Here is a 12,775-nt window from a genome sequence, read left to right on the forward strand (position 1 = left end):
CCGCGCTGCCTCGCTCAACGCCAAACACATCGCGCGAAGCATGTCTGACGCTTCGCGCCACCGCACAACTCTCCGGAGAAACGACGTGAGCAATCTGATCATTCGCAAGGTAGCCGTGCTCGGCGCCGGCGTGATGGGCGCGCAGATCGCCGCGCACCTGATCAACGCCAAGGTGCCCGTGCTGCTGTTCGACCTGCCCGCCAAGGAAGGCCCGAAAAACGGGATCGCGCTGAAGGCGATCGAGAACCTGAAGAAGCTGTCGCCGGCGCCGTTCGGCGTGAAGGAAGACGCGCAATACATCCAGCCCGCTAATTACGACGACGACATCGCGAAGCTCGCCGAATGCGACGTCGTGATCGAAGCGATCGCCGAGCGGATGGACTGGAAGCATGACCTCTACAAGAAGGTCGCGCCGCACATCGGCCCGAACGCGATCTTCGCGACCAACACGTCGGGTCTGTCGATCACCGCACTGTCCGAAGGTTTCGCCGATGACCTGAAGGCGCGCTTCTGCGGCGTGCACTTCTTCAATCCGCCGCGCTACATGCATCTGGTCGAACTGATCCCGACCGCGACGACGCGCCCCGAAATTCTCGACCAGCTCGAAACGTTCCTGACCAGCGTGGTCGGCAAGGGCGTCGTGCGCGCGAAAGACACGCCGAACTTCATCGCGAACCGCGTCGGTATTTTCTCGATCCTCGCGGTCATCACCGAAGCCGCGAAGTTCGGCCTGCGTTTCGACGAAGTGGACGACCTGACCGGCGCGCGTCTCGGCCGCGCGAAGTCGGCGACGTTCCGCACCGCCGACGTGGTCGGTCTCGACACGATGGCGCACGTGATCAAGACGATGCAGGACACGCTGCCGGACGATCCGTTCTTCCCGGTCTACGAAACGCCGGCCGTGCTCGCCGAACTGGTGAAGAAGGGCGCACTCGGCCAGAAGACGGGCGGCGGCTTCTACCGGAAGGAAGGCAAGGCGATCAAGGTGCTCGACCCGAACTCGGGCGCGTATGTCGACGGCGGCGCGAAGGCGGACGAAATCATTGGCCGCATTCTCAAGCGCCCGGCCGCCGAGCGTCTGAAGCTGCTGCGCGAAACGCAACATCCGCAGGCCCAGTTCCTGTGGTCGATCTTCCGCGACGTCTATCACTACATCGCCGTGCATCTGGAGTCGATTGCCGATAACGCGCGCGACGTCGATCTCGCGATCCGCTGGGGCTTCGGCTGGAACGAAGGCCCGTTCGAAGGCTGGCAGATGGCTGGCTGGAAGCAGGTCGCCGAGTGGGTGCAGGAAGACATCGCGGCGGGCAAGGCGCTCGCCAACGTGCCGCTGCCGCAGTGGGTGCTCGAAGGCGCGGTCGCCGAGAAGGGCGGCGTGCACACGGCTGAAGGTTCGTGGTCGCCGGCCACGAAGTCCTTCGTGCCGCGCTCGTCGCTCGACGTGTACCGCAAGCAGGTGTTCCGCGCGCCGCTCGTCGGCGAAACCGGTGCCGATCCGAAGACCTATGGCAAGACGCTGTTCGAGACCGATGCGGTGCGCGCGTGGGTCGACGATCGCGCGGGCGAGAACGATGTGTTGATCGTGTCGTTCAAGAGCAAGATGAACACGATCGGACCGGCGGTGATCGACGGTCTGACGCAGGCGATCGAACTGGCCGAAAAGGACTACAAGGGCCTCGTGGTGTGGCAGCCGACGTCGCTGAAGCTCGGCACGCCGGGCGGTCCGTTCTCGGCGGGCGCGAACCTCGAGGAGGCGATGCCCGCCTTCATGATGGGCGGCGCGAAGGGCATCGAGCCGTTCGTGAAGAAATTCCAGCAGGGCATGCTGCGCGTGAAGTACGCGAATGTGCCGGTGATCTCGGCGATCTCGGGCATCGCGCTCGGCGGTGGCTGCGAACTCGCGCTGCATAGCGCGAAGCGCGTCGCGCACATCGAAAGCTATCTGGGTCTCGTCGAAGTCGGCGTGGGTCTCGTGCCGGCGGGCGGCGGCCTGAAGGAAGCGGCACTGCGCGCGGCCGAAGCGGCCACCCAGGTCGGCGCGACGAACGATCTGCTGAAGTTCGTGCAGAAGTCGTTCGAGAACGCGGCGATGGCGAAGGTGTCGGCCTCCGCGCTCGACGCCCGCGCGATGGGCTACCTGAAGCCGTCCGACACGATCGTCTTCAACGTGTTCGAACTGCTCGACGTCGCGAAGAAGGAAGCGCGCGCGCTCGCCGCTGCGGGCTATCGTGCGCCGCTGCGCGCGACGCAGGTGCCGGTCGCGGGCCGCTCGGCGATCTCGACGATCAAGGCGTCGCTCGTCAACATGCGCGACGGCCGCTTCATCAGCGAGCATGATTTCCTGATCGCGAGCCGCATCGCCGAAGCGGTGTGTGGCGGCGACGTGGAAGCGGGCAGCCTCGTCGACGAAGAATGGCTGCTGCAACTCGAGCGTCGTGCGTTCGTCGAACTGCTCGGCACGCAGAAGACGCAGGAACGGATCATGGGCATGCTGCAGACCGGCAAGCCGGTGCGCAACTAAGCGGGGGAGATTGAAATGGCAAAGCAATTGCAGGACGCATATATCGTCGCCGCGAGCCGTACGCCGATCGGCAAGGCGCCGCGCGGCGTGTTCAGGAACACGCGCCCGGATGAGCTGCTGGTTCACGCGATCAAGTCGGCCGTCGCTCAGGTGCCCGGCCTCGACACCAGCGTGATCGAAGACGCGATCGTCGGTTGCGCGATTCCGGAAGCGGAGCAGGGCCTGAACGTCGCGCGGATCGGCGCGCTGCTCGCCGGTCTGCCGAACACGGTCGGCGGCGTCACGGTGAACCGCTTCTGCGCGTCGGGGCTGACCGCGCTCGCGATGGCCGCGGACCGCATCCGCGTCGGCGAGGCGGATGCGATGATCGCGGGCGGCTGCGAATCGATGAGCATGGTGCCGATGATGGGCAACAAGCCGTCGCTGTCGCCGCATATCTTCGATCGCAACGAAGACGTCGGCATCGCGTACGGCATGGGCCTGACCGCGGAGAAGGTCGCCGAGCGCTGGAAGATCAGCCGCGAAGCGCAGGACGCGTTCTCGGTCGAATCGCACCGTCGCGCGATCGCCGCGCAGCAGGCCGGCGAATTCAACGACGAAATCGCCGCGTACACGGTGACCGACCGCGTGCCCGATCTCGCCACCGGCGAAATCAGCGTGAAGACGCGCGAGGTGTCGCTCGACGAAGGTCCGCGCGCGGAGACGTCGATGGAAGGGCTCGCGAAGCTGCGCGCGGTGTTCGCGAACAAAGGCTCGGTCACGGCCGGCAACAGCTCGCAGACCTCGGACGGCGCTGGCGCGCTGATCGTCGTATCGGAAAAGATCCTCAAGCAGTTCAACCTGACGCCGCTCGCGCGCTTCGTCAGCTTCGCGGTGCGCGGCGTGCCGCCGGAAATCATGGGCATCGGCCCGAAGGAAGCGATTCCGGCCGCGCTGAAGGCCGCGGGTCTCACGCAGGATGACCTCGACTGGATCGAGCTGAACGAGGCGTTCGCCGCGCAGTCACTCGCGGTGATTCAGGACCTCGGTCTCGATACGTCGAAGATCAACCCGCTCGGCGGCGCAATCGCGCTGGGCCATCCGCTCGGCGCGACGGGCGCGATCCGTGCGGCGACGGTGGTGCACGGCTTGCGTCGCCGCAACTATAAGTACGGCATGGTGACGATGTGCGTCGGTACCGGCATGGGCGCAGCAGGCATTATCGAGCGCCTGTGAGCCTTTGATCGAACGGGGGATCCTTCAGTGATCCACTAAGGATCGCGCAACGGTTCGCAGGCCGCCCGGCTCGCGAACCGTTTTTGCATTCAGCAGCAGCGAAAGGAGATGAACGGGATGACAACGGATATTCTGGTCGAGCGCGCCGACGCGGTGCTGACCATCACCTTCAACCGGCCCGGCAGGAAAAACGCGATCACGCCCGCGATGTATCAGGCCATGACCAACGCACTAGTCGACGCACAGGGCGACACGTCGGTGCGCGCGATCCTGATTCGCGGCAGCGCGGGTATTTTCAGTGCGGGCAACGATCTCGAAGACTTCATGAAGTCACCGCCGGTCGGCGAAGCCCCGCCGGTGATCCAGTTCCTGCGCACGATCTGCGCGGCGGAAAAACCGATCGTGGCGGCCGTGGCAGGGCCGGCGATTGGCGTCGGCACGACCATGCTGCTGCATTGCGATCTGGTCTACGCGGCCGATACCGCGAGCTTTTCGCTACCGTTCACGCAACTCGGGCTGTGTCCGGAGGCGGCGTCGAGCCTGCTGCTGCAGCGCGTGGCCGGCTATCAGGCGGCGGCCGAAAAGCTGCTGCTCGGCGAGGCGTTCGACGCGGCGGAAGCGCATCGTATGGGCTTCGTGAATCGCGTGCTTCCGGCGGGCGAAGTCGACGCGTTTGCGGCGTCGCAGGCTGCGAAGCTGGCGGCGTTGCCGGCATCGTCGTTGCGCGTGGCGAAGAGCCTGATGAAGCGTGCAAGCCAGCAGGAACTACAGACTCAGATCACCGAGGAAGCGGTGCACTTCGGCAAGATGCTGCTCGCGCCCGAAGCGCGCGAGGCGTTCAAGGCGTTCTTCGAGAAGCGCAAGCCGGATTTTCGGCAGTTCGACTAAGGGGCGTGCGGCGCAGGCGGGATTCGGGTGCGTCGAGCGTGAATCGTCGCTGCGCCGTTTCAGCCGCTCAGGGCTGCGCTCGCCACGTGTCGTAGTCGACGTAGCCGTCTTCGCGGCAGAAACTCACGAGCCGCACGCCCGCCTCGCGCGCGATCGCAATCGCGAGCGACGACGGCGCCGAGATCGTCGCGACCATCGGCACGTCGACGCGCGCGGCCTTGCGCACCAGCTCGTAGCTGGCGCGGCTCGACAGAAACACGAAACCGTCGCGCGTATCGACGCGCTCGAGCACGAGCTGGCCGATCAGTTTGTCTAGCGCGTTGTGGCGGCCGACGTCCTCGAACGCGTAGCGGATCGCGCCTTGCGCATCGCACCACGTGGCCGCGTGCAAGCCGCCTGTCAAACGCGTGAGTGCCTGGTGCTCGGGCAGCGCGTGCGCGGCGCGCGCGATCGCATCGGGCGCGAGCCGCTGCAGAAAGCCGGTGTCGGGCACACGCTGCGGTTTCAGATCTAGCAGATCGATGCTTTCGATGCCGCACACGCCGCAACCGGTGCGCCCGGCGAGCGCGCGGCGCTTTTCCTTCAAACCGGCGAACGCCTGCTGTACGACCTGCAACTGCACCTCGGCATGCGGCAGATCGCCGTGATCGTGGAATTCAACCTCGATGTCCTGTATATCGCTGCCGCGCTCGACGATCCCCTCCGAAATCGCGAAGCCGACCGCGAACGCTTCGAGATCGCGCGGCGTGCACATCATCACCGCGTGCGAAATGCCGTTGAACACGAGTGCGACCGGCCATTCCTGGCCGACGTGATCGGTGAGGGTTTCGACGGACGTGCCGCGATGACGGTGCACTTCGAGTTGCACCGCGCCGGGTTGTTCGTCGGTGTCGAGGGCGAGGGGCCGGCCGATCGCCTGGGCGCTTTCCCGCCCGTTTTCCTGTCTGTTCAAGCTGCTTTACTCCTATGCCTTGCTGCGCGTTCAAGTGTCCGCCTGGCTCGCCGGGTGCGTCTCGGCGGCCGCCGCGCGGACCGCTGTCGCGCGAATAAGGTTCTAAAATACCTCAAGCGACGCCCGCACGCTGTTCGACACCGATAAGGAGCACTGTCATGGGACTCAACGAAGCACCGCTTCTGTTCGACTTCGAAGTCGCGTCTTCGGAGAATTTCACATATATCCCGATGTCGGTGCGCTTCAATCTCGACCGTTTCGGTCTGCGCATCACGCTCGCGCAGTGGCAGCAGCTGCCGCTCGAAGACCGCAAGCTGCTCGCGCGGTTCCCGGTCGACGAAGACACGCAGATCGAACCGAATTTCGATCACGCGCTGTTCGAGATGCTGCGCACCCACGCGAACATCGAACCGGAGTGGTTCACGCCGGAGGAGTCGCCGGCCTGGCGACGCACCGACAGCGTGCCCGAAGGCGTCGCGCAGCAGGCGGGGCTGGCCGGTCTTGCCTCGCCGAGCGTCGCGTGCTGGGCCGAGCTCGATCCATTCAAGCGCTACGTGCTCGCGAAGCTGTCGCGCAAGCCCGAGGCGAACCACGATTTCCTCCCGGCGATGAAGGAGTTTGGTGCGGCCGGCTAGGCGCGGCCTTTTTTCCAATCCTCATATTTTTTTCACGTCAACCCTCAACCCCTTCCGGACGCTGCCGATATCCAAAGGATGGCGCGTAAAAGACTTGCATCGATGCGGCCCGACGCATCGACAGCAAGCACGCGCTCCCGCCCTCGGAACGATTGACGTTCGGAACCCATGATTCCTTTCTTATCGAAGCGGCTGCTGATCAATCTTGCAGTCGTGGCCATCGCGGTCGGTGCAAACGTGTTCGTCGCGTACACGCAGATTCGCGGGCACCGCGATGCCGATGAGCGCCTGCAGCGCTCGACCAGCGTGCGCCAGAACCTCGATGCATATCACGCCGCGCTCGATAACGTGGCCGCCGCGCTGCACCGCCTGAAGGCATCGGGCAAACCGGTGCCACCGGACGCGGCCGATTCGATGACGAAGGCGCTCGCGAACCGCGAGCACGCGCTGAGCGACGCGCTCGCGAGCGAGTCGCGCATGTCGGGCGCGCTCGCCAGCCTGAGCGTGGCGCGGCAGGGGCTGCAGCAGGATATCGAGGACACGCTGCGCAATAGCGGGAGCGACGTGCCCGGAGCGGCACCCCTCGACACCGCGCCTTCCGGCTCGCATCTTGCCCCCGCGCTCGAGCGCGTCGATGCCGCGCTCGCCGCGTTGCGCGGCGAGGAAAACCTCTCGCTGCAGACCTCGCTAGCGGCATCGGCGAGCAACAGCGAGCGCGCGATGTTCATGCTGCTCGTGACGATGCTCGGCGGCAGCACGCTGTTGCTCCTCACGTTCGGCGTGCGCGAGAACAGCGCGCGCGAAAAGCTGCGCAGCGCCCGCGCAATGGTGCGCAACGACGAGCGCTTTCGCAGCCTGTTCGACGATCACTCGGTACCGATGTACATATTCGATCGCGACACGCTGCGCTTTCTCGCCGTCAACGCGGCCGCGATCCAGCAATACGGCTATACGGAAAGCGAGTTTCTGGGCATGACGATCCGCGCGATTCGCCCGAACTCCGAGATCGCGCGCCTCGAGAAGCATCTGCAGCGCGTCGCCGAGCTGCGCCAGAGCCACACGATGGCGGGCATCTGGCGGCATCGGCGCAAGGACGGCTCGATCATCAGCGTCAACGTGTCGTACCACACGCTGAATTTCATGGGCCGCGACGCGTCCTTCGTGCTGGCGGAAGACGTGACCGACCAGATCAACGCCGAAGCCGAAGCGCAGCGTTCGAACCAGATGCTCGAAGCGGTGATCGACAACATTCCGCAGCGGATTTTCTGGAAGGATCTGAATTCGCGTTATCTTGGCTGCAACATGGCGTTCGCGCGCGACGCGGGGCTCGCTTATCCCGAGCAGGTGGTCGGCAAGAGCGACGCCGATCTGCCGTGGCGCGCGTTCGCCGATCTGCTGAACGAGCACGATCACGAAGTCGCGAGCACCGGTGTGCCGAAGATGAACTTCGAGGTCGACTTCGTGATCGACGGCGCCCATCACACGAGGGTCACGAGCAAGCTGCCGTTCACCGACGGCGACGGCCAGGTGATCGGCGTGCTCGGCTCGTACACCGACATCACCGAGCGCAAGCGTGCCGATCTCGCACTGCGTCTGCAAAGCCGTGCGCTCGACGCGAGCGTCAACGCGATCCTGATTACCGCGCCGTCGCCGTCGGGCAATCTGATCGAATACGTGAATCCGGCGTTCATGCGCATCACCGGCTACGATCCCGCCGAAGTGATCGGCCAGGACTGCCGCGTGCTGCAACGCGACGACCGTGACCAGGAGGGCGTCGCGTTGATCCGCGAGGCGCTCGCGGCGAACCGCGAGGTCAGCGCGGTGGTGCGCAACTATCGCAAGGACGGCGCGCTGTTCTGGAATCAGCTGTTCATCGCGCCGGTGCCGAACGCGGACGGCGTGATCACCCATCATATCGGCGTGATCAACGACGTGACCGAGCTGATCCGCTATCAGGAGCAGCTCGAATATCAGGCCAACTATGACGGCCTCACGCGGCTGCCGAACCGCAATCTGCTGCGCGACAGGCTCGAACATGCTCTCGTCGTCGCGCAGCGGCATCAGGCGGGCGTCGCAGTCGTGTTCCTCGATCTCGACGGCTTCAAGAACGTCAACGACAGCCTTGGCCACAGCGTAGGCGACCGGCTGCTCGGCGTGGTCGCCGAACGGCTCGCGCGCTGCTCGCGCACCACCGACACGGTCGCGCGCCACGGCGGCGACGAGTTCGTGATCGTGATGACCGACGTCGTCGACGAACAATCACTGATCGCATGGATGGAGCGCGTGCGCGCGTCGATCGCCGAGCCGGTGTGGCTCGACGGCACCGAGCTGTACGTGGGCTGCAGCATGGGCGCGAGCGTGTTCCCGCAGGACGGCGACGACGCCGAGACGCTGATGAAAAAGGCCGACGTCGCGATGTATCGCGCAAAGGACATGGGCCGCAACACGTTCCAGTTCTATCAGCCGGAGATGAATGCGAGCGCGGGCGCGCGCCTGAATTTCGAACGACGCCTGCGCCGCGCGCTGCGCGACAACGAGTTCCTGCTGCACTATCAGCCGCAGGTCGATATCGGCAGCGGACAGATCGTCGGTATCGAAGCACTGGTGCGCTGGCACGATCCCGAGGTCGGGCTCGTGCCGCCGTCGTCGTTCATTCCGCTCGCCGAGGAAAGCGGGTTGATCGGGCCGCTGTCGGAGTGGGTGCTGCGCGAGGCGTGTCGCCAGAACAAGGCGTGGCAGGACCAGGGGCTGCCGCCGGCACGCGTGTCGGTGAACCTGTCGGCGCGCGTGTTTCAGCAGCGCGACATTGCGAAGCTCGTGATGCAGGTGCTCGCCGAGACCGGGCTCGAGCCGAAGTACCTCGAACTCGAGCTGACCGAAAGCACGATCATGCGCAACGCGGAAGAAGCGGTGTCGATGCTCCACGAACTGCACGCGCTCGGCATCGGTCTCGCGATCGACGACTTCGGCACCGGCTATTCGAGCCTCAGCTATCTGAAGCGCTTCCCGGTGGACCGGTTGAAGATCGACCGCTCGTTCGTGTCGGATATCGGCGTGTCGGGCGACGACGAGACGATCACGTCGGCGATCATCGCGCTCGCGCATTCGCTGAAACTGCAGGTGATCGCCGAGGGCGTGGAAACGTCCGCGCAACTCGATTTCCTGAGGGAACGGGCGTGCGATGAGATGCAGGGTTTTTACTTCGCCAAGCCGCTATCGACCGAAGCGATTTCGGAGTTGCTGCACGGCGGGGCGGTGCGGGAGCTGGAGCCGGAGCCGGCGTGAACGGGGCGTGACGCGCAACGGCCCGTCTTGCCCCGTGTCGAGTCAAACGCCGGTCATTCCGCCGGCGTGTCCTTGAAGACCGGCAGGCTTTCCGCGAACGCGGAAAACTTTTCGAGCTGCGGATGATCGGCCTTGCTGACCGTCTCCGGCAACATCATGTGGGTGAACTGCCACGCGACGGCGACCGCTACGTCCGCCGCGGTGAATTGTTCCTGAGTATCGGGCAGCGGCCCTTCGCCCAACTCGCGTTCGAGTTCGGCGTAAGCGGCGAACAGTTGCGTGCGCACGCGCTCGACCCACGGTTCATGCTGCTTGTCCTGCGGCCGCAGATCGCGCTCGTAGACGATCTGCACGCTCTTTTCGCACGCGGCGAGCGCGAGACCGGTCAGACGCGCGGCGCGCAATGCCGCGTCGGCCTGGGTCGGGAACAGCGGGGTGGGACCGGCGAGCGTCGCGAGATACTGCAGGATCACCGTCGAGTCCATCAGGATCGCGCCGTTGTCGGCGACGAGCGTCGGCGCCTTGACGACCGGGTTGATCTTCGCGAACTGGTCGTAAGTGCGGAATACCGAAATCGACTCGTGTTCGAAGTCGAGCTTCAGCAGCTTCATGCAGATGGCGACGCGCCGCACGTAGGGCGAGTCGAGCATTCCGATCAGTTTCATCTCGTGTCCGTTAGAAGATCGACAATGGGCCGCCACGGCCTCGTGCGCTATTCGGCTGAAACGGCTAGCTGGCGGCGCGGCGCGTGACGCGTGGAATCGCTAGCTTAAGGATCTTCGGCGGCTCAGTCCAGCACGGGCAGCGCGCGCGGACGACGATCGCTGTCGGTGGCGACGTAGGTGAGGATCGCTTCCGTGACCTTGACAACTTCCTGCACGACGCTCATCCGCTGCGCGTAGACCTCGACCGATACCGTTATCGAGGTATTGCCGGTCTTCACGATATCCGCGTAAAAGCTCAGCAGATCGCCGACGAACACCGGCTGCTTGAACAGGAACGAATTGACCGCGATCGTTGCGACGCGACCGTTCGCGCGACGGCTTGCCGGAATCGAGCCGGCGATGTCGACCTGCGCCATGATCCAGCCGCCAAACACGTCGCCGTGGATGTTCGCGTCCGAGGGCTGTGGCATCACGCGCAGCGCGCAAGGCTTGGACGGAAGTTGAGGAAGATCGGTCATCGGGACATCCTTGAGAAACGCATTCACGCGTATTGACGTATTGGCTGAACCGGCTCGGCCGTGGGCCACGAAAAGCAGTGCCAGCCGGCTTCTGCGACAATACACAGATCAGGAATTGTACGGGAAAGCGCCCAGTGAGGCGCGCCATCCGCGCGCCGCTGCGAACTCCGGCAGTTCCGCTTTCTTCCCACGATCCATGCGCCGCTCGCTTCCGTCCGAACCCTCGCCGATTTCCACCCAACCCCGCAACGACTGGCAGACGATCCTGTCGCTGCTGCCTTATCTCGCGACCTACAAATGGCGGGTCGGCTTCGCGCTCAGCTGCCTGATCGGCGCGAAAGTCGCGAACCTCGGCGTGCCGATCGTGATGAAGCACATCGTCGACGGTCTCGCGTCGGTCCGGCATCTGACCGCGCTCGGCCGTGCGCAGGACGCGCCCGGCATCGTGCTGCTCGGTGGCGTCGGCCTGCTGGTGGTCGCGTATGCGGTGGTGCGGCTGTCCACTTCGTTTTTCACCGAGCTGCGTGAGATCCTGTTTTCGAAAGTCACCGAAAGCGCGGTGCGCCAGCTCGCGCTGAAGGTGTTTCGCCATCTGCACGGGCTGTCGCTGCGCTTTCATCTCGAGCGGCAGACGGGCGGCATGTCGCGCGATATCGAACGCGGCACGCGCGGCATCACCCAGCTGATTTCCTATTCGCTGTACAGCATCCTGCCGACGCTCGTCGAAGTCGGGCTCGTGCTCGGCTTTTTCGTCGTCAAATACGAGGCCTATTACGCGATCGTCACGTTCGTCGCGCTCGCGGTGTACATCGCGTTCACGGTGAAGGTCACCGAGTGGCGCACGCACTTTCGCCGCACGATGAACGAGCTCGATTCGAAGGCGAATTCGCGCGCGATCGACTCGCTGCTCAACTACGAGACCGTCAAGTACTTCGGCAACGAAGAGTGGGAAGCAAGCCGTTACGACGAAAACCTGAAGCGCTATCGCGCGGCGGCGATCAAGTCGCAGCGCTCGCTGTCGGCGCTGAACTTCGGGCAGCAGGCGATCATCGGCACGGGGCTCGTGTTCATCCTGTGGCGCGCGACGCAGGGCGTGATGGCCGGGCGCCTGACGCTCGGCGATCTGGTGCTGATCAACACGTTCATGCTGCAGCTGTATATTCCGCTGAATTTTCTCGGGGTGGTCTATCGCGAGCTGAAGCAGAGCCTGACCGACATGGACCGCATGTTCTCGCTGCTCGGCGCACCGCAGGAAGTGCCCGACGCGCCCAACGCGGTGGACTTGAGGGTGAGCGGCGCGCAGGTGCGCTTCGACAACGTGAGCTTCGCATACGAGCCTTCGCGCGCGATTCTGCACGACGTGAGCTTCACGATTCCAGCCGGCACGACGACCGCGGTGGTCGGCCACAGCGGCTCGGGCAAGTCGACGCTCGCGCGGCTGCTGTTCCGTTTCTACGATCTCGACCGCGAGACGGGCGGCGCGATCCGGATCGACGGGCAGGATATTCGCGACGTCACGCAGGATTCGCTGCGCGCGTCGATCGGCATCGTGCCGCAGGACACGGTGCTGTTCAACGACTCGATCTACTACAACATCGCGTACGGGCGGCCATCGGCGACGCGCGACGAGGTGATCGCGGCGGCGCGCGCCGCGCATATCCACGACTTCATCGACAGTTTGCCGAAGGGCTACGACACGCCGGTCGGCGAGCGCGGGCTCAAACTCTCAGGCGGCGAAAAGCAGCGCGTCGCGATCGCGCGGACCATTCTCAAGAATCCGCCGATCCTGCTGTTCGACGAAGCGACATCCGCGCTTGATTCGCGCTCCGAGCGTGCGATCCAGCATGAACTCGACCAGATCGCGCGCGAACGCACGACGCTGATCATTGCGCACCGGCTGTCGACGGTCGTGCACGCGCAGCAGATCATCGTGATGGACAAGGGGCGCATCGTCGAGCGCGGAACGCATGCCGAGTTGTTGCGCGCGAACGGCCTGTTCGCGCAGATGTGGGCATTGCAACAGCGCGCCGCGCAGACCACGGACGCGGCGGAGAGGGTGGAAGCGGTCGGCGCAGGCGAGAGCGCGGCGAAGTGAA

At 64.9% G+C, this 12,775-nt stretch carries 9 protein-coding genes; 6 read left to right on the plus strand and 3 right to left on the minus strand.

The window, feature by feature from the left end:
* The first annotated feature begins 85 nt into the window (after nucleotides 1–85).
* The 3 genes from L0U81_RS02240 to L0U81_RS02250 all read left to right on the plus strand — a co-directional run bounded on the left by L0U81_RS02240 (nucleotide 86) and on the right by L0U81_RS02250 (nucleotide 4,624).
* Nucleotides 86–2,521, plus strand: coding sequence for a 3-hydroxyacyl-CoA dehydrogenase/enoyl-CoA hydratase family protein (locus tag L0U81_RS02240; protein ID WP_233799965.1), 2,436 nt, complete (start codon nucleotides 86–88; stop codon nucleotides 2,519–2,521).
* Nucleotides 2,522–2,536: 15 nt separating this feature from the next.
* Complete coding sequence (locus L0U81_RS02245; RefSeq protein WP_233799966.1) at nucleotides 2,537–3,736, plus strand: acetyl-CoA C-acyltransferase; 1,200 nt, start codon at nucleotides 2,537–2,539, stop codon at nucleotides 3,734–3,736.
* A gap of 117 nt (nucleotides 3,737–3,853) precedes the next feature.
* Nucleotides 3,854–4,624, plus strand: coding sequence for an enoyl-CoA hydratase (locus tag L0U81_RS02250; protein WP_233799967.1), 771 nt, complete (start codon nucleotides 3,854–3,856; stop codon nucleotides 4,622–4,624).
* A 67-nt stretch (nucleotides 4,625–4,691) separates the two neighbouring features.
* Here L0U81_RS02250 and fdhD read toward each other — a convergent pair whose 3' ends face one another.
* A complete protein-coding gene (gene fdhD / locus L0U81_RS02255; protein ID WP_233799968.1) occupies nucleotides 4,692–5,576 on the minus strand; it encodes a formate dehydrogenase accessory sulfurtransferase FdhD in 885 nt (294 codons plus the stop codon).
* Nucleotides 5,577–5,734: 158 nt separating this feature from the next.
* On the opposite strand from fdhD, the gene L0U81_RS02260 reads away from it, so the two are divergent.
* Both L0U81_RS02260 and L0U81_RS02265 read left to right on the plus strand, forming a co-directional pair.
* The gene (locus L0U81_RS02260) at nucleotides 5,735–6,211 is read left to right on the plus strand and encodes a nitrate reductase associated protein (RefSeq protein ID WP_233799969.1); all 477 of its coding nucleotides are present in this window, start codon (nucleotides 5,735–5,737) and stop codon (nucleotides 6,209–6,211) included.
* Between the two features lie 168 nt (nucleotides 6,212–6,379).
* Entirely contained in the window at nucleotides 6,380–9,496 is a 3,117-nt protein-coding gene (locus L0U81_RS02265) for a sensor domain-containing protein (protein WP_233799970.1), read from the plus strand.
* A 53-nt stretch (nucleotides 9,497–9,549) separates the two neighbouring features.
* Here the strand turns inward: L0U81_RS02265 and L0U81_RS02270 are convergent, their stop codons facing one another.
* Both L0U81_RS02270 and L0U81_RS02275 read right to left on the minus strand, forming a co-directional pair.
* Nucleotides 9,550–10,161, minus strand: coding sequence for a glutathione S-transferase family protein (locus L0U81_RS02270; RefSeq protein ID WP_233799971.1), 612 nt, complete (start codon nucleotides 10,159–10,161; stop codon nucleotides 9,550–9,552).
* A gap of 122 nt (nucleotides 10,162–10,283) precedes the next feature.
* Complete coding sequence (locus tag L0U81_RS02275; RefSeq protein ID WP_233799972.1) at nucleotides 10,284–10,679, minus strand: acyl-CoA thioesterase; 396 nt, start codon at nucleotides 10,677–10,679, stop codon at nucleotides 10,284–10,286.
* Nucleotides 10,680–10,875: 196 nt separating this feature from the next.
* On the opposite strand from L0U81_RS02275, the gene L0U81_RS02280 reads away from it, so the two are divergent.
* Nucleotides 10,876–12,774: an ABCB family ABC transporter ATP-binding protein/permease gene (locus tag L0U81_RS02280; RefSeq protein ID WP_233799973.1), complete on the plus strand. Its 1,899-nt coding sequence runs from the start codon at nucleotides 10,876–10,878 to the stop codon at nucleotides 12,772–12,774.
* Nucleotide 12,775 lies beyond the last annotated feature (1 nt).

The organism is Paraburkholderia sp. HP33-1 (assembly GCF_021390595.1).
In the GTDB taxonomy this organism is placed as follows: Bacteria; Pseudomonadota; Gammaproteobacteria; order Burkholderiales; family Burkholderiaceae; genus Paraburkholderia.

What these genes read in the sequence shown, in the direction of transcription:
- L0U81_RS02270 (WP_233799971.1), bottom strand. Translation starts at nt 10,161, where the DNA reads ATGAAACTGATCGGAATGCTCGACTCGCCCTACGTGCGGCGCGTCGCC.
- L0U81_RS02265 (WP_233799970.1), top strand. Translation starts at nt 6,380, where the DNA reads ATGATTCCTTTCTTATCGAAGCGGCTGCTGATCAATCTTGCAGTCGTG.
- L0U81_RS02260 (WP_233799969.1), top strand. Translation starts at nt 5,735, where the DNA reads ATGGGACTCAACGAAGCACCGCTTCTGTTCGACTTCGAAGTCGCGTCT.
- L0U81_RS02280 (WP_233799973.1), top strand. Translation starts at nt 10,876, where the DNA reads ATGCGCCGCTCGCTTCCGTCCGAACCCTCGCCGATTTCCACCCAACCC.
- L0U81_RS02275 (WP_233799972.1), bottom strand. Translation starts at nt 10,679, where the DNA reads ATGACCGATCTTCCTCAACTTCCGTCCAAGCCTTGCGCGCTGCGCGTG.
- L0U81_RS02245 (WP_233799966.1), top strand. Translation starts at nt 2,537, where the DNA reads ATGGCAAAGCAATTGCAGGACGCATATATCGTCGCCGCGAGCCGTACG.
- L0U81_RS02250 (WP_233799967.1), top strand. Translation starts at nt 3,854, where the DNA reads ATGACAACGGATATTCTGGTCGAGCGCGCCGACGCGGTGCTGACCATC.